Origin of the sequence: Lysinibacillus sp. NPDC093216, from assembly GCF_050280325.1 — a bacterium.
GTDB lineage: Bacteria > Bacillota > Bacilli > Bacillales_A > Planococcaceae > Lysinibacillus.
Window position 1 is genome coordinate 42,474 of record NZ_JBNNVB010000032.1, and the last position, 17,818, is coordinate 60,291.

General features: G+C 37.0%; 13 protein-coding genes. 7 read left to right on the top strand and 6 right to left on the bottom strand.

What is annotated here, in order from left to right; genetic code table 11:
* Positions 1–152 precede the first annotated feature (152 nt).
* From mnmG to rpmH, 6 genes are all read right to left on the bottom strand, one after another.
* The gene (gene mnmG, locus ACQKOG_RS23680; RefSeq protein WP_370077943.1) at positions 153–2,048 is read right to left on the bottom strand and encodes a tRNA uridine-5-carboxymethylaminomethyl(34) synthesis enzyme MnmG; all 1,896 of its coding nucleotides are present in this window, start codon (positions 2,046–2,048) and stop codon (positions 153–155) included.
* Between the two features lie 28 nt (positions 2,049–2,076).
* Entirely contained in the window at positions 2,077–3,462 is a 1,386-nt protein-coding gene (mnmE, locus tag ACQKOG_RS23685; RefSeq protein ID WP_370077945.1) for a tRNA uridine-5-carboxymethylaminomethyl(34) synthesis GTPase MnmE, read from the bottom strand.
* Between the two features lie 858 nt (positions 3,463–4,320).
* A complete protein-coding gene (jag, locus tag ACQKOG_RS23690) occupies positions 4,321–5,130 on the bottom strand; it encodes an RNA-binding cell elongation regulator Jag/EloR (RefSeq protein WP_370077947.1) in 810 nt (269 codons plus the stop codon).
* Positions 5,127–5,897 carry a membrane protein insertase YidC gene (yidC, locus tag ACQKOG_RS23695; RefSeq protein WP_427448377.1) on the bottom strand — a complete coding sequence of 257 codons (771 nt, stop codon included), beginning with the start codon at positions 5,895–5,897 and terminating at the stop codon, positions 5,127–5,129. Before yidC ends, jag begins: the two co-directional genes overlap by 4 nt.
* Positions 5,898–6,192: 295 nt before the next feature.
* Positions 6,193–6,537 carry a ribonuclease P protein component gene (gene rnpA / locus ACQKOG_RS23700; protein ID WP_370077951.1) on the bottom strand — a complete coding sequence of 115 codons (345 nt, stop codon included), beginning with the start codon at positions 6,535–6,537 and terminating at the stop codon, positions 6,193–6,195.
* Positions 6,538–6,638: 101 nt separating this feature from the next.
* Positions 6,639–6,773, bottom strand: coding sequence for a 50S ribosomal protein L34 (rpmH, locus tag ACQKOG_RS23705; protein WP_004233310.1), 135 nt, complete (start codon positions 6,771–6,773; stop codon positions 6,639–6,641).
* 555 nt (positions 6,774–7,328) lie between these two features.
* On the opposite strand from rpmH, the gene dnaA reads away from it, so the two are divergent.
* The 7 genes from dnaA (at position 7,329) to ACQKOG_RS23740 (ending at position 17,298) form a co-directional block, all read left to right on the top strand.
* Positions 7,329–8,678 (top strand): chromosomal replication initiator protein DnaA, encoded by a 1,350-nt coding sequence (dnaA, locus tag ACQKOG_RS23710; protein WP_142510017.1) that lies wholly within the window; start codon positions 7,329–7,331, stop codon positions 8,676–8,678.
* Between the two features lie 169 nt (positions 8,679–8,847).
* Positions 8,848–9,984: a DNA polymerase III subunit beta gene (dnaN, locus tag ACQKOG_RS23715; protein WP_370077953.1), complete on the top strand. Its 1,137-nt coding sequence runs from the start codon at positions 8,848–8,850 to the stop codon at positions 9,982–9,984.
* 212 nt (positions 9,985–10,196) lie between these two features.
* Positions 10,197–10,421, top strand: coding sequence for a S4 domain-containing protein YaaA (gene yaaA, locus ACQKOG_RS23720; RefSeq protein ID WP_370077955.1), 225 nt, complete (start codon positions 10,197–10,199; stop codon positions 10,419–10,421).
* Between the two features lie 3 nt (positions 10,422–10,424).
* Positions 10,425–11,540, top strand: a complete 1,116-nt coding sequence (recF, locus tag ACQKOG_RS23725; protein ID WP_402869872.1) for a DNA replication/repair protein RecF — start codon at positions 10,425–10,427, stop codon at positions 11,538–11,540.
* A 91-nt stretch (positions 11,541–11,631) separates the two neighbouring features.
* Positions 11,632–13,566 (top strand): DNA topoisomerase (ATP-hydrolyzing) subunit B, encoded by a 1,935-nt coding sequence (gene gyrB, locus ACQKOG_RS23730; RefSeq protein WP_370077959.1) that lies wholly within the window; start codon positions 11,632–11,634, stop codon positions 13,564–13,566.
* A gap of 25 nt (positions 13,567–13,591) precedes the next feature.
* Complete coding sequence (gene gyrA, locus ACQKOG_RS23735) at positions 13,592–16,069, top strand: DNA gyrase subunit A (RefSeq protein WP_370077961.1); 2,478 nt, start codon at positions 13,592–13,594, stop codon at positions 16,067–16,069.
* A 146-nt stretch (positions 16,070–16,215) separates the two neighbouring features.
* Positions 16,216–17,298 (top strand): HD-GYP domain-containing protein, encoded by a 1,083-nt coding sequence (locus ACQKOG_RS23740; protein WP_402869868.1) that lies wholly within the window; start codon positions 16,216–16,218, stop codon positions 17,296–17,298.
* Positions 17,299–17,818: the final 520 nt, after the last annotated feature.

The window sequence follows — 17,818 nt, forward strand, 5'->3', positions numbered from 1 at the left end:
TTCTAACTGGCTTTACTATCCCTATTATTGATTTGTAAGCATGTATTCGTTCACATTTACAAATCAACTACTATATAAAAATAAGATTAGCCTTAAAAATAGGAAGCGGGCACAAAGGTATGCCCGCCTCTTATTCACTTTACTGTTGTTCATTATTCGCCGCTGACGCGGGCAATTTTACCTTGCTCAATATAAACAAGTAATATTGAAATATCTGCTGGGTTTACACCAGAGATTCGCGATGCTTGGGCAATGGAAAGTGGTGTAACTTGTTTTAATTTTTGTCGAGCTTCTGTTGCTAGACCTGAAATAGCGTCATAATCGATATTTTCAGGAATTTTTTTATTTTCCATTTTATGAAGCTTCTCAACTTGTTGCAATGCTTTTTCAATATAACCTTCATACTTAAGCTGAATTTCAATTTGTTCCTTCACTTCATCCGAAAACTCTATGTCTGCTGGAATTAACGAAGAAACTAACTCATAATGCATTTCTGTACGTTTTAATAAATCTGCTCCACGGATACCATCTTTTAGCTCACTACCACCTACAGAGCGAATAGTAGCTTGTGTTGCTTCATTTGGTTTAATAATCACTTCACGGAGACGTGCAATTTCGTTTTCAATCAGCTCTTTTTTCTCATTGAATGTTGCATATCTTTCTTCAGTAATCATTCCCATATTATAACCTAGCTCTACCAAACGTAAGTCAGCGTTATCATGACGAAGTAGTAAACGATATTCTGCACGAGATGTTAGTAAGCGATACGGTTCATTTGTTCCTTTTGTTACTAAATCATCAATTAATACGCCAATATAAGCATCTGAACGACTTAAAATTAATTCTTGTTTTTCAAGCACATTAGCAGCAGCATTTATCCCAGCCATTAAGCCTTGAGCAGCCGCTTCCTCGTAACCTGATGTTCCGTTGATTTGACCAGCAGTATACAACCCTTTAATACGTTTTGTTTCTAAAGTTGGCCACAATTGTGTTGGCACGATTGCATCGTATTCAATAGCATAGCCAGCACGCATCATTTCTGCTTTTTCTAAGCCCGGAATTGATTTTAGTAAACGTGTTTGTACATGCTCTGGTAAGCTAGTCGATAAACCTTGTACATATACTTCACGTGTATTGCGACCTTCTGGCTCTAAGAAAATTTGGTGGCGCGGTTTATCGTTAAATCGCACAACCTTGTCTTCAATAGAAGGGCAATAACGTGGACCCGTACCTTTAATCATCCCTGAGTACATCGGTGAAAGATGTAAGTTTGCCTCGATAATTTCATGTGTTTCTAGGCTTGTATAAGTTAACCAACAAGGAAGCTGATCCGTGATGAATTCAGTTGTTTCAAAGCTGAATGCACGTGGAACATCATCTCCTGGTTGAATCTCTGTTTTATCATAATCAATCGTACGGTTATTCACTCGTGGTGGTGTACCTGTTTTAAAACGCACAAGGTCAAAACCAAGCTCTTTTAAGTTATCAGCTAAACGAATTGACGGTTGTTGGTTATTAGGACCACTTGAATATTTTACGTCACCAATAATGATTTCACCACGAAGGAATGTACCTGTTGTGATAACAACTGTTTTAGCGCGGTAAATAGCACCAATTTGTGTAATAACACCTTGTACTTCCCCGTCTTCAATTATTAGCTCTTCCACCATTCCTTGCTGAATTGTCAAATTCTCAGTTTCCTCCAACACACGTTTCATTTCTTGTTGGTATAAAACTTTGTCCGCTTGTGCACGTAATGCACGCACAGCAGGACCTTTCCCTGTATTTAACATCCGCATTTGAATATGCGTTTTATCAATAACTTTCCCCATGACGCCACCTAATGCGTCAATTTCTCGTACTACAATTCCTTTGGCAGGACCACCAATGGAAGGATTGCATGGCATAAATGCAATCATATCTAAATTGATTGTTAACATCAGTGTGTTAGCACCCATTTTGGCAGCAGCGTGTGCAGCTTCAGAACCTGCGTGACCTGCGCCAATTACGATAACATCAAACGTGCCTGCCTCATAATTTGTTGGCATAGCTCGTATCTTCCTTTCTTTAGTAAAATTATTTTCCTAAACAGAACTGTGAAAATAACTGATTGATTAGGCTTTCTTGTACTGTGTCGCCAATAATTTCCCCAAGTATTTCCCAAGTTCTAGTAACATCTATTTGCACCATATCAACAGGTACACCAGCTTGTGCTCCAGCTAATGCATCCTCGACCGTTGCTTGTGCTTGATGAAGTAATGCAATATGTCTTGCATTTGAAACATATGTTAAATCGCCCGCTTCAATTTGCCCTTCAAAGAATAGCGCAGCAATCGCTTCCTCTAGCTCTGCGATGCCCTCTTCCTGTAAAAGAGAAGTTGTCACAACGCGATGATTGCCTGCTAGCTCTTTGACACGAGCTACATCAATTTTTTGCGGTAGATCTGTTTTATTGACAATAACGATGTAATCCATCGCTTGAATTGTTTCGAATAGACGCTCATCCTCGACAGTCAATTCCTCTGCGTAGTTTAAAACAAATAAAATTAAATCTGCGCCACGTAACGCCTCACGTGAACGTTCAACACCGATTCGTTCGACGATATCCTCTGTCTCTCGAATACCAGCTGTATCGACTAAACGAAGCGGAACACCACGTACATTCACGTACTCTTCTATAATATCACGAGTTGTACCTGCTATATCTGTCACAATGGCCTTATTCTCCTGTACTAAACTATTTAAAAGAGAAGATTTCCCAACATTTGGGCGACCTAAAATAACAGTTGATAGACCCTCTCGTAATATTTTCCCTTGAGAAGATGTTTGCAAAAGTTTAATAATTTCATTTCGTACCCATGTACATTTTTCTACTAATACGGGAACTGTCATCTCTTCTACATCATCATACTCCGGATAATCTATATTAACCTCTACTTGTGCTAATGTCTCTAGTAATGCTTGGCGTAAGTCACCAATTAAACGCGATAATTTGCCATCCATTTGTCCCAACGCAACATTCATCGCTCTATCAGTTTTTGCTCTTATTAAATCCATGACTGCCTCAGCCTGTGATAAATCGATACGTCCATTTAAGAATGCGCGTTTTGTAAATTCACCTGGCTCTGCGAGTCTTGCTCCATTTGTTAATGCTAGCTTTAATACACGGTTCACCGAAACTAGTCCCCCGTGACAGTTAATTTCTATTACATCCTCACGAGTGAATGTTTTAGGTCCGCGCATTAATGACAGCATTACTTCCTCTACAACCTCATTTGTTTTTGGATCGACCAAATGTCCATAATGAATTGTATGTGAAGCCTTCGTTGCTAAACTTTTACCACCAGGCGATCTGAATATTTTATCTGCAATCGCGACTGCTTCGTCCCCACTTAAACGAACAATAGCAATAGCTCCTTCACCCATAGGTGTGGATATCGCAGCAATTGTATCGAACTCCATTTAATGACCTCCTTAACGTTATCCACATGTGGATAAATAAAACCGACCAATACTTACTAACACCTTAGACTAACATATTTTTTGCAAAATCTAAAGTAAGGATAATTTCCAATTGTGGATAATCAGAAAGCTCTACATTATAGCACGTATTTCGACAAAAATTGCGAATGCTAGAATGTTCTTTCTAGATCATAAAAAAACTATTTTGCCAATGAATAAAGTATGCTCTTCGGCAAACGGGGGGTTGATTTCCGTTCCGACTGAGCGCTTTCCTGGGGGCGTCCGATGAGCCCCAAGGAGTCGCTCAGTCTCCACTCCAATCAACTACTTGGCATATATCTTCTGGCATGTCACTCAAAATTTATAGTGATAAAACAAAAACTTCAGCTATGTTTGTCTGTGCGAAAGCGAAGTGGTAGCAATAACTGGTGTACAATTGTGTCACTGTTATAAGTCTTTTCTTTTCTATTTATGGTAAGTGTTCACTTTTGAATTGAATGATACTTATAAAAGTTCTACACTATCGCTGATTGGAGTGGAAGGCTATTCGACTCCCGTGGGAAAGCGAGACAGGCGAGACCCTGCACGTAGCGGATGTTTTCCGTGCGAAAGCGAAGCGACAGCAACGCCAGCGGAGGAAGCGGCTCGACGCTCGCCCACAGGAAGCTCTGCTCTGCGCGAAAGCGAAGCGTCAGCGGCAAAGCGAGTAGCCTGGAACGGAAATCACCCTCATCTGAAGTAACCACAACATTCACAATGATTCCCTTGACCATCTTATTATTTCAACAACATAAAAAAGTCATTTTATCATGAAGATAAAATGACTTTTTATTTTTGTCTGTATGTTTTTTACGAAGTTTAGCCGTTCTTTACAGGTTCAATGACTAAATAACGATTAGGCTCCGTTCCTTCTGAGTATGTTTCAATATCAAGGCGATTTGCCAATTGATTATGAATAATTTTTCTCTCGTACGACTGCATTGGCTCAAATGTCACACGCTGATTTAAGCGAAGTGCTTTATCCGCCATACGATCTGCTAGTAACTCCAAAGCTACTTGACGACGTTCACGATAGTTTTCTACGTCTAATTTCACCATTAAGAACTGCTTGGCACTTTTATTTAATACAAGTTGTATTAATTGCTGCAAAGAATTTAATGTTTGACCACGTTTTCCTATAAGCAGTGCAGCTTTCTCGCTTTTCAGTTGAAATATGACATATTTCCCTTCACGTGTCGTTTCAATTTCAAGATCATGAATATCCAATTGTTCAGCAATATTTACTAAATAAGTCTTTGCATCTTCAATTGGGTTTACCGAGGATTCTTCTTCCTCTTTTTGTACCTCTACGACTTGTTGAACAGCTTCGATATCACTTAGTTGTTCAGAAACTTGTGAACTTATTGTTTCAACATCATCTATTACTGTTGGTTCGACAAATTGAGTCGTATTTTGCTGTTCAGCTTTTTCTTCTTCAATTATTGGTCGAACCTGTACTTCCTTTACTGTTACACGAACTTCTGCAGATCGTGCTCCAAAACCTAAAAATCCTTTTCTACCTTCTTGTAAAACTTCAACATCTACTTGTTCACGGGTTTTGCCAAGTTTCTGTAACGCCAATGAGATCGCTTTTTGTGTTGTTGCGCCTATTTGCGTAAGTTGTTTCACTTTTTAGCCCCTCCATTTTGAGCAGGTTGTGTTTTATCTTTTTCCCAAGGTTTGTAAATAAACAGGTTTTGAGCAATCGAAATAATGTTACCGATTACCCAGTATAGTGATAATGCTGCTGGTAATGACATACCGAAAGCAATAATCATAAATGGCATAATGTACATCATTATTTTCATTTGAGGGTTATCCATCGCTGGGCCCGTACGTAAAACTAGGAATTGCATTAAACCAGCAATAATTGCTAATGCAGGTGCAGGATCTGCTAACGGGAAAATAAAGAAATTCCCTAAATCAAAAGCAGGTGTAGCATTCATACGACTAATCGCATGGTAGAAACCAAATAAAATTGGCATTTGAATGAATACAGGTAAACATCCAGCAACTGGATTGACACCAGACTCACCCATAAGCTTCATCATCTCTTTTTGATACTGTTGCTGTGTCTGTGCATCCTTAGAAGCATACTTCTTTTGCAATTCCTTCAATTTCGGCTGAATTTCTTGCATTTTTTTAGAGCTCTTTGTTTGTTTAATCATCAATGGGAGAATTGCTAAACGAATGATAATTGTTACAATAATGATCCCCCATGCATATGAACCAAGTAAATCAGCAAAGTATTTAATCACTGACACTAAAGGCCAAACAATAAATTCATTCCAGAAGCCTGTGCTTTCTTTGGAGATTGGTTCTTTAAATTCTGTACAACCAGATAGTAGTAGTGCTACTGATGCTAGCGACAAAATTACCCAAAGTTGTTTCTTCAACCTTTTTCCCCCTACAAATACTATTCACTTTTTCTAAAACTATATGCATTCTCTTCTTTATACATTTACAGTTTCCTGCAACTGAATAAAGTTATCAGTTATTTTATCATGCATATATCGTTTCACTCTACTAAATATTCTAACAATGGGCACATATTTGCTAAGTAATGTTACTAATAATTCATATATTGCAGTGAAAATTCATTTCTAAAATACCCCTAAGCGTATTTCCATTGAATTCACTTTCGCGCAGAAACGAAACTATTCTATTTCACCACTTTGGTTGCCATCCATATTAGGCTTTCTTCAATACTTTTGCGATTCGTAGTACATGCTGCAAACTTTGTTTTACTTCATGAAAATCCATTGTGGCCGCCGGCTGTCTGGCGATAATAACATAGTCCATATTCGGCTTTAGTTCATCCTTTAATTCATGAATACTTTGTCGAATATAGCGTTTGATCTGGTTGCGTGTTACTGCATTCCCAAGCTTTTTACTAACCGATAATCCTATACGAAATTCCGTTTGTCCCTCTTTTTCTAAAAAATATACGACAAACTGACGATTAGCGAAAGATTTACCCTTTTTAAACACCTTTTGAAAATCATCGTTTTTCTTCACTCGTTGGCGTTTTTTCATTACTTTCACCTGCTACTCGATAATTATCCTTTGATCCTCATTTTTAGGTTTACCAAAAATAAAGAAAAAAAAGACCACTGATGTGTCTCAGTGGACTTATTTTATGCTGATAATACTTTTCTTCCTTTACGACGGCGAGCAGCAAGAACTTTGCGACCGTTTTTCGTGCTCATACGTGCGCGGAAACCGTGAACTTTGCTGTGCTTACGTTTTTTTGGTTGGTAAGTACGTTTCATTTATATAGACACCTCCTGGATGAGTTGAATTTTTCAACATACAGACTTGAATATTATATAAAGTAACTAGTTATTTTGTCAATGAATTTTATAAATTTCTATATTTACGCAAATCTATGTCTATATTTCACTTCGATCATCTTCTACTGAATAAAAATAAATTATCCACAGAATACTTGTTTTTTTTACACAGAGTTGTGTATAGTATTTTTTGCATATTTTTTTATCCACAACATTTATCTACAGCTTTTTCACATAAGCAGACCTTGTGGACAACTAGGTAGTGCATAAATAGAAGGTATGTGGATAAGTTTCGCAAACTATTGAAATAGCTTTGTTTTTCTGATACGATATCTGTGCTTCACTTTGTTGAAAACTGAAATGAACTTTTATTTTATCCACAACTGTTGATATGCTGTGGATAATTTTTATCACAGCCTTTGGTTAACTTTTATCCACAACTTGTGAGTTTGTGGACTAGTTGTAAAATGAACGTATTTACCGTTTCTATAAATGCGCTTTTAATTGTATTGAACTGAAAAGGAGATTAGCAGCTTGGAACATTTAGAAGAACTATGGAATAATGTCCTGGCTCAAGTTGAACAAAAAATTTCTAAACCAAGCTTCGAAACGTGGCTAAAGTCTACTAAACTACTTTCCTACAATGGTAGTGGTTCTACTGTGACAATTGCTGCGCCAAATTCGTTTGCTCGAGACTGGCTTGAAAATCATTATATTCATTTGATTACAGGTATATTAACGGAGCTTACAGGCGAAGACTTGCTTATTAAGTTTGTTGTTCAAAAAAACCAGGATTCGGACGATTTCGATTTACCAGCGCCGATTATCCAAGCAAAAAATGACGATCATCATGATATTTCACCAGGTATGTTAAACCCGAAATATACTTTTGATACGTTTGTTATTGGCTCTGGTAACCGCTTTGCACATGCTGCCTCGCTAGCTGTCGCAGAAGCGCCTGCGAAGGCTTATAACCCATTTTTTATCTATGGGGGAGTAGGGCTTGGCAAAACACACTTAATGCATGCGATTGGTCATTATGTACTTGAACATAATCCAAATGCAAAGGTGGTATATTTATCATCTGAAAAATTTACAAATGAATTTATTAACTCAATTCGAGATAATAAGGCACTTGATTTCCGCAATAAATATCGCAATGTAGATGTACTGCTAATTGATGATATTCAATTTCTAGCTGGAAAAGAATCAACTCAAGAAGAATTTTTCCATACTTTTAATACATTGCATGAAGAATCGAAACAAATTGTTATTTCCAGTGACCGTCCTCCTAAGGAAATACCGACATTGGAAGATCGTTTACGTTCTCGATTCGAATGGGGACTAATTACAGATATTGCGCCCCCTGATTTGGAAACTCGTATCGCCATTCTTCGAAAAAAAGCAAAGGCTGATGGCCTAGAAGTGCCAAATGAAGTCATGCTCTATATTGCGAACCAGATTGACTCCAATATTCGGGAGCTTGAAGGTGCGCTTATTCGCGTCGTTGCCTATTCATCACTTGTTAACAAGGATATTAATGCAACTTTGGCTGCTGAAGCATTAAAGGATATTATCCCTAATTCAAAGCCACGGACTGTCACGATATTAGACATTCAAAATGCAGTAGGAGAGCATTTTAACATTCGTTTAGAGGATTTTGTCGCTAAAAAACGTACAAAGTTAATTGCCTTCCCACGTCAAGTCGCCATGTTTTTATCTCGCGAATTAACAGATTTTTCGCTGCCGAAAATTGGCGAAGAATTTGGTGGACGTGACCATACTACTGTTATCCATGCGCACGAAAAAATATCTTCTATGTTGAAAAATGACGTTCAGCTACAGCAAGATATTAAACAAATTCGAAGCATGCTAGGAAAATAATGCTGTGGACAACACAAACATTTAAACACAAACTTATACACAGTCTATCTACATGTGGATAGACTGATTTTATTCACTTGAAAGTACTTATCCACAAATCCACAGGGCCTATTACTATATCTTTTTTATTTTATATAAATAAATAATATAAATATGTGAGGGAAAACGAATGAAATTTGATATTTTACGTGACCGTTTATTAGAGGGTTTAAATGATGTCATGAAAGCCGTAAGTTCAAAAACGACTATTCCGATTTTAACGGGAATAAAAATTGATGTAACAGATGAGGGTATTCGCTTAACAGGTAGTGATGCTGATATTACAATTCAAACATTTATTCCAGTTGAAGAAGATGGCCAACAAATAATTCATATTACAGAAACAGGATCAATAGTTGTACAAGCACGTATGTTCAATGAAATTGTACGTAAGTTACCAACAAATGAGGTTGAAATTCAAGTAACAATTGGTTTCCAAACTCATATTCGTTCAGGTAAATCTGAATTCCACTTAATTGGCTCAGATGCTGCTGAATATCCTTTACTACCCGAATTAACAGAGGATCAAAAATTTACTATTCCTGCAGATCTATTAAAGTCAATTATCCGTGAAACAGTATTCGCTGTTGCCACTTCAGAAAGTAGACCAGTGTTGACAGGTGTAAACTGGCAGATAAAAAATGAAACATTAATCTGTGTTGCAACAGATAGCCACCGTTTGGCAAGACGTAAAGTTCAACTGGAAAATTTACCTGAGGTTGAACATAGTGTTGTAATTCCTGGTAAAAGCTTAAATGAGTTAAATAAAGTTTTAGAGGATTCTACAAATCTTGTACAAATTGTTATAACAAGTCAGCAAGTGTTGTTTAAAACTGGAGAGGTTTTATTCTTCTCTCGTTTACTTGAAGGTAACTACCCAGATACATCACGTTTAATTCCAGAAGAGTACCAAACAAATCTAACGATTAATGGTAAATCATTATTACAAGCAATCGATCGTGCATCTCTTGTTGCTCGTGGCGATCGTAACAATGTTGTACGTTTTGAGATTTTAGATAATCAAGCTGTTGAAGTTTCTTCCAATTCTCCGGAAATCGGTAAAGTACAAGAGGAAATTCCTGTTGAGTCATTAGAAGGGGAGAACTTAAAAATTTCTTTCAGTGCGAAATACATGATGGAAGCATTAAAAGCAATTGATGGTCAAGAGGTAGTCGTTCAATTCACAGGGGCAATGAGACCATTTATTTTACGTTCTGTTCATGACGATGCTATTTTACAATTGATTTTACCTGTACGTACGTATTAAAAAATCAATTAAACCGAAGGCAAATTGTGCCCGGAATCAGTTGAAAGAAGTAAACAATTTTTGTTGGAGAGAATAAACTCCATAATTTCAAACTCAAAGGACTTTGAAAAATGTACTGATAGTCGCTAATTGCGGCTATCTTTTTTTACTTATGACGAATTTTTAGGTATGATAGAGAGATAGACGATCTGTATTTGGAGGGGAACTCAGCTATGAAGGACATTGAAATTGATGTAGAGTTTGTCACATTAGGACAACTTTTAAAAATAACCGATGCCATTAGCTCTGGTGGCATGGCCAAGTGGTTTTTACACGAAAATGATGTATATGTAAATGGAGAAATAGATGATCGCCGCGGTCGTAAATTACGTGACGGTGACATTGTAAATATTCCTGGATGTGGTCGATTTCGTATCGTTGGTGCCGCTGGACAGTAGATTATGCATATAGAGCAATTAAAACTTACAAATTATCGTAACTATGATGCCTTAGCTTTAAACTTCTCTCCAAAAATTAATGTTTTCATTGGTGAAAATGCTCAAGGGAAAACTAATGTTATGGAATCTATTTACGTATTGGCGATGGCTAAATCCCACCGCACAACGAACGATAAAGAATTAATACGTTGGGATTCAGACTATGGTAAAATAGAAGGGGCCATTCAAAAAAGGCATGGTATTTTACCAATTGAACTTACTATTACGAAAAAAGGCAAAAAAGGTAAGATAAATCACATAGAACAAAGTCGCCTAAGTCATTATATTGGCCAAATGAATGTCGTGATGTTTGCACCCGAAGATTTAAATGTCGTAAAGGGAAGTCCGCAAATACGACGACGTTTTATTGATATGGAGATTGGGCAGATTTCGCCTGTCTATTTACATGATTTATTAACCTTTCAAAAAGTTTTAAAGCAACGTAACCACTTTTTAAAGATGAATCAAGGTAAAGCTATGCCAGATGACGTGATGTACGAGGTTTATAATGAACAATATATTCACGCAGCTACCCAAATTATTCGAAAAAGATTTCAATTTATGGATTTATTGCAGGAGTGGGCAGAGCCAATTCACGCAGGTATTTCACAAGGGAAGGAAACGTTAGCTATTAAATACCGCACAGTAGCTGGTATTGAAAAAGAGCATACTTCCAGTGAAATTGAAAACTTCTTGCATAAAAAGCTAATAGAAGCTAAGCCGCGTGAATTTGATCGAGGTGTAACACTAGTTGGTCCACATCGAGATGATTTGCAGTTTTTAGTAAATGACTATGATGTTCAGACATATGGTTCACAAGGACAGCAACGTACAACCGCTCTTTCATTAAAACTTGCTGAAATCGAATTAATTAAACAAGAAACAAATGAAACACCCATACTACTTTTAGATGATGTATTGTCGGAACTCGACGATTATCGCCAATCGCATTTATTAAATACCATTCAAGGTGAAGTTCAAACCTTTGTTACGACTACAAGTGTTGATGGAATTCACCATGAAACGATGGAGCATGCACAGCTGTTTCACGTGAAACAAGGAGCGATTGAAGAAAGTTAGCCCGGGAGTTTTTTAGATTACAAAAGAATGGTAATAGTCAGCTCGGTTGACTGTTCATTCATTTACACACAATGATGTTATGAAGGAGTAGATGAAAGCCGTGGCTATAGAGAATGAAGGTTTACAAAATCAAGCTTATGAAGCCGATCAGATACAGGTATTAGAAGGTTTAGAAGCTGTACGTAAAAGACCAGGGATGTATATCGGTTCAACAAGCTCTAAAGGGCTTCACCATTTAGTATGGGAAATTGTTGATAATAGTATTGATGAAGCTCTTGCAGGATTTTGTACAGATATAAAAGTAACAATAGAAAAAGACAATTGGATTCGTGTAGAAGACAATGGTCGTGGTATTCCGGTAAGTATTCAAGAGAAAATGGGTAAGCCTGCTGTTGAGGTTATTATGACAGTGCTCCATGCTGGCGGTAAATTCGGCGGTGGAGGATACAAAGTATCAGGCGGTCTTCATGGTGTAGGTGCATCTGTTGTAAATGCTCTATCAGTTGAGACGATCGTTCAAGTTCATCGTGAGGGTCATATTCATGAAATTAAATTTGAACGTGGGAGAACTGCGCAAGAGCTAACGGTTATCGGTGATTCAGATCATAATGGAACAACTACACGTTTTAAAGCAGACCCTGAAATATTTAAAGAAACGACTGTTTATGAATATGATATTTTAGCACATCGTATTCGTGAATTAGCTTATTTAAATCGTGGTATCAAGATTACAATTGCTGATGAACGCGAAGGCGAGGAACGTTCTACTACGTATCATTATGAAGGTGGTATTCGTTCTTATGTTGAGCATTTGAATCAATCTAAAGAACCAATCCATGATCCAATAGATGTTCTTGGAGAAAAAGATGGTATTTCAGTTGAAATTGCTATGCAATATAATGCTGGATTCTCTTCAAATATCTTTTCATTTGCTAATAACATTAATACGTATGAAGGCGGTACACATGAGTCTGGTTTTAAAACAGCTCTGACACGTGTTATTAATGATTACGCACGAAAAAATGGCCTATTAAAAGAATCAGATACAAACCTTACTGGTGAGGATGTTCGTGAAGGGTTAACAGCTATTGTTTCAGTTAAGCACCCTGATCCACAATTTGAAGGACAAACAAAAACAAAGCTTGGTAACTCTGAAGTTAGCCAAATTACTAACTCCTTATTCTCAGATGGTTTTGAACGATTTATGTTAGAAAATCCAACTGTCGCTCGTAAAGTTGTTGAAAAAGGTTTAATGGCTGCTCGTGCACGTGTCGCTGCTAAAAAAGCACGTGAATTTACACGTCGTAAAAGTGCACTTGAAGTATCAAGTTTACCAGGTAAATTAGCTGACTGTTCATCAACAAATCCAGCTGAATGTGAAATTTATATCGTTGAGGGTGACTCTGCCGGAGGATCTGCGAAATCTGGACGTGATCGACACTTCCAAGCGATTTTACCATTACGTGGTAAAATACTAAACGTCGAAAAAGCGCGTTTAGATAAAATTTTATCGAACGCAGAAATTCGTGCGATGATTACAGCATTCGGCACAGGTATTGGTGAAGAGTTTACTTTAGAAAAGGCTCGTTATCATAAAATTGTTATTATGACAGATGCCGATGTCGATGGTGCCCACATTCGCACATTACTACTAACATTCTTCTTCCGTTTCCTTCGACCACTCGTAGAGGCAGGTTATATTTATATTGCACAGCCACCTCTTTATCAAGTAAAGCAAGGTAAGCATGTTGAATATTGCTATGATGAAGAAACATTAAAAGAAATTTTAGAACGATTACCAAAAATGCCAAAACCAAATGTGCAACGCTACAAAGGTCTTGGGGAAATGAATGCAGAGCAGCTTTGGGAAACTACAATGGATCCTGAGCACCGCACATTGTTACAAGTAGAATTAGATGATGCAATTAAAGCAAACCAAGCATTTGAGCGTTTGATGGGCGATGAAGTTGAACCTCGTCGTCAATTTATCGAAGAAAATGCAGTATACGCTAATTTAGATATTTAATTTTTCTTGAGAGGAGGTCTACACTTTGTCAGAACAAGAACGCTCCGGTGTTAAAGGAGTTAATATAACAAAAGAAATTGAAACATCCTTCCTCGATTATGCGATGAGTGTAATCGTTTCTCGTGCATTACCAGACGTACGAGATGGATTAAAGCCTGTACATCGCCGTATTTTATATGGCATGCAAGAGCTAGGGAATACAGCAGATAAAGCGTACAAAAAATCAGCACGTATCGTTGGGGACGTAATGGGTAAATACCACCCACATGGTGACTCATCCATCTATGATGCAATGGTACGAATGGCGCAAGATTTCAGCTATCGTTACATGCTAGTCGATGGTCATGGTAACTTCGGATCTGTCGATGGCGACGGAGCGGCAGCGATGCGTTATACGGAATCACGTATGTCTCGTATAGCGATGGAAATGCTTCGTGATATTAATAAAGACACAATTGACTATACAGATAACTATGATGGTTCAGAAAAGGAACCTATTGTCCTTCCGAGTCGCTATCCAAACTTATTAGTAAATGGAGCGGCAGGAATTGCGGTTGGTATGGCGACAAATATTCCGCCACATCAACTTGGTGAAACGATAGATGCTGTGATCGCACTTTCAGAAAATCCAGCTATCACAACAGAAGAATTGATGGAAATCATCCCAGGACCTGATTTCCCAACTGGTGGATTAATTTTAGGTCGTAGCGGTATTCGCCGTGCTTACGAAACAGGTCGTGGCTCGATCATTATTCGCGCAAAGGTAGAGATTGAACAAAAATCAAATGGTAGAGAAACAATTCTTATTCATGAATTACCATACCAAGTAAATAAAGCTAAGCTTATTGAAAAAATAGCAGAGCTTGTACGCGATAAAAAAATTGATGGTATTACAAACCTACGTGATGAATCTGACCGACGTGGTATGCGAGTAGTCATTGAAGTTCGTAAAGATGCAAATGCTAATGTAGTTTTAAATAATTTATATAAACAAACAGCCATGCAGTCGAGCTTCGGTATTAATATGCTGTCATTAGTAAATGGTCAACCTAAAGTAATGGGCTTAAAAGAAATGCTGTATCATTATTTAGAGCACCAAAAGGTTATTATTCGTCGTCGTACGGAATTTGAATTAAGAAAAGCGGAAGATCGTGCACATATTTTAGAGGGCTTACGTATTGCCCTTGATCATATCGATGAAATTATTGCTATTATTCGTGGTTCACGTAGTGGTGATGAAGCGAAACCTCAATTAATGGAACGATTTGATTTATCTGAACGTCAAGCGCAGGCAATTTTAGATATGCGTTTAGTTCGTTTAAGTGGATTAGAGCGTGAAAAAATTGAAGCAGAATATCAAGAACTTCAAATTTTAATTGCTGAATTAAAAGCAATTTTAGCGGATGAGGCTAAAATTGTTGATATTATTCGTACTGAAATAGTAGAACTAAAAGAACGCTTTAACGATAAACGTCGTACTGAAATTACTTCTGGCGGTTTAGAAATGATTGAGGACGAGGATTTAATCCCAGTCGAAAATTCAGTTGTAACTTTAACGCACAATGGTTATGTCAAACGTTTAGCTGCGAATACATATCGCAGTCAAAAACGTGGCGGTCGTGGTGTACAAGGTATGGGCACAAATGAAGATGATTTTGTAGAGCATCTTATGAATACATCTACACACGATACAATTTTGTTCTTCACTTCTAAAGGGAAAGTATTTAGAGCAAAAGGTTATGAGATTCCGGAATTTGGCCGTACAGCGAAAGGATTACCGATTGTTAACTTACTCAATATTGATAAAGGTGAGAAAGTAACAGCAATGATCCGTGTTGGTTCATTTGATGAAGATGCATACTTTATCTTCACAACTAAAACAGGTATTACAAAGCGTACACCAGTATCTCAATTTGCTAATATCCGAACAAACGGCTTAATAGCTATAAGTTTACGAGAAGATGATGATCTTATTTCTGTTCGTTTAACAGATGGCGAGAAACAAGTGATTATCGGTACTCGTGATGGAATGCTTGTACGTTTCCAAGAGGATGATATTCGTTCAATGGGCCGTACTGCAGGTGGTGTACGAGGTATTAAACTACGTGATGGTGACGAAGTAGTTGGTATGGAAATCGTTGAACCAGGGCAGGAAATTTTAGTTGTTACAGCAAAAGGTTACGGTAAACGTACTTCTGAAGAGGAATATCGTTTACAGAGTCGTGGTGGTGTTGGATTAAAAACAATTCAAATCACTGATAAAAACGGTCCAATGGTAGCTGTAAAAACTGTTGATGGCTCGGAAGATTTAATGCTGATCACAATTAACGGTATGCTAATCCGTATGGATGTGAATGATATCTCATTAATTGGTCGTAGTACACAGGGAGTTCGTTTAATTCGTTTAAGCGATGAAGAGCTTGTTGCAACTGTAGCGAAGGTTGAAAAAGAAGAAGAATCTAATGAAGAATCTAATGAAGAAAATGATCAAGTAGAAGAATAATAAAAGACCGATGACGACAGCTAATGTTGCCGTTCATCGGTTTTTTAGTATAAATCATGAAAAATAAGTAATTATTTTGAATTCCATGATAAAATAAAATTAACCTTATATTTAAGCAAGTGAAATAGTGAAGAGGAGTTAATTGCGTGGAAACTATACATATCCCTATTTCAGAGTTACGCGTTGGAAAAGTAATTTCTGAAGATATTTTTGCTAATACACAATATCCAATAATTTTTAAAAACACGATAATTTCCCATGAACATTTACCAGTTTTTTTCGCTTTTAATATTTCGAGAGTCCCAGTTTATAAAGATGGTATAGAGGCTCGATCGGAGATAAAAGAAACAGAATTAGTTGTTCCGATAGAGGCTATTCCAACATTTAAAAAGATTTATGACAATTCTATTGAGCAATTCAAAAAGGAATTTAAAAATTGGGAAGCTGGTGCAAAGGTAGATATTACGAAAGCACGTAAAATTATTTTGCCATTATTAGAAATGGTTTTAGAAGATCGTACCATCATTTTTGAATTAAATGAGTATTCAAATCCAAAAGACTATTTGTACCATCATTGTGTAGCAACAGCATTGATTTCTTCGGTGATTGCACAAAAATTAGGCTATGACAAAGGAATTACAATTCAAGTTGCAATTGGAGGGTTATTAGCTGATTGTGGAATGGCAAAAATTCATCCACGTATCCGTGATAAAAAAACAACCTTAACAGAGCAGGAGTTTGATGAAATTTATAAGCATCCAACTTATAGCTACGATATGGTCAAAGATTTAACAATCTTAAAGGATACAATGAAAGAGGCTATTTTCCAGCACCACGAGCGTTTAAACGGTAGTGGCTATCCGAAAGGGGAAAAAATCGCTAATATTTCTACTTTTGCTCAAATTATCGCGGTTGCAGATGTATTCCATGCAATGACTTGTGAGCGAGTGTATAGAGCTAAGCAATCTTCCTTTAAAGTCATAGAGATGATTAATGAATCTGAATTTGGGAAGTTTGATATTAAAGTAGTTCGTGCACTGATAGATATTGTTGCCGACCTTCCTCTAGGAACAATAGTTGAACTATCTAATCTGGAACAAGGCGAAGTGATGTTTGTAAATAAATTTGCACCAACTCGACCACTTATCAAATTAAGCCACACAGGGGAGATATTTGATTTAGGAAAAAATCGTACCTTCTATATTTCACGTATTATAACAAATTTATAATAGTTGAAAGGCAACCCATTAACATTGGTGTTCGCCTTTTTTATTTTTAATTCGATTGATAAATTATTTAGGTGATAAAACCAAAGTATCAACAAAGATTTCAACCTCTAGCTAAGTACGAGAAAATTGATATCTTTGAAATGATTTCACTTCTTTCAGCAAATGTTTTATGTAAGGTAAGTGAAACGGCAGCTACAAGTGTCTTTTGTAGCGAAAGCAAAGCGTCAGCTACAGAAGTCTCCTACCTCTATAGGTGGTGAGATGAATGCTGATTTAAGGCTAACTAATCTTCTGAACAAAGTGGTTTAGAAGAAGAATAATAGATTTTAAAAAACTTTTAATTTTTTTCGAGAAAGTGTTGACATAGTTTTAGATTCTTGATATTATTAGTGAGTCGCCAAGAGGTGACACTTAAAACAAAGATTAATGAACCTTGAAAACTGAACAAGCAAAACGTAATCAATAAAGTTTTTAGTAGCTAACCTTGAGTTAGTGAACGAAACAAAATTTTGGACATCAA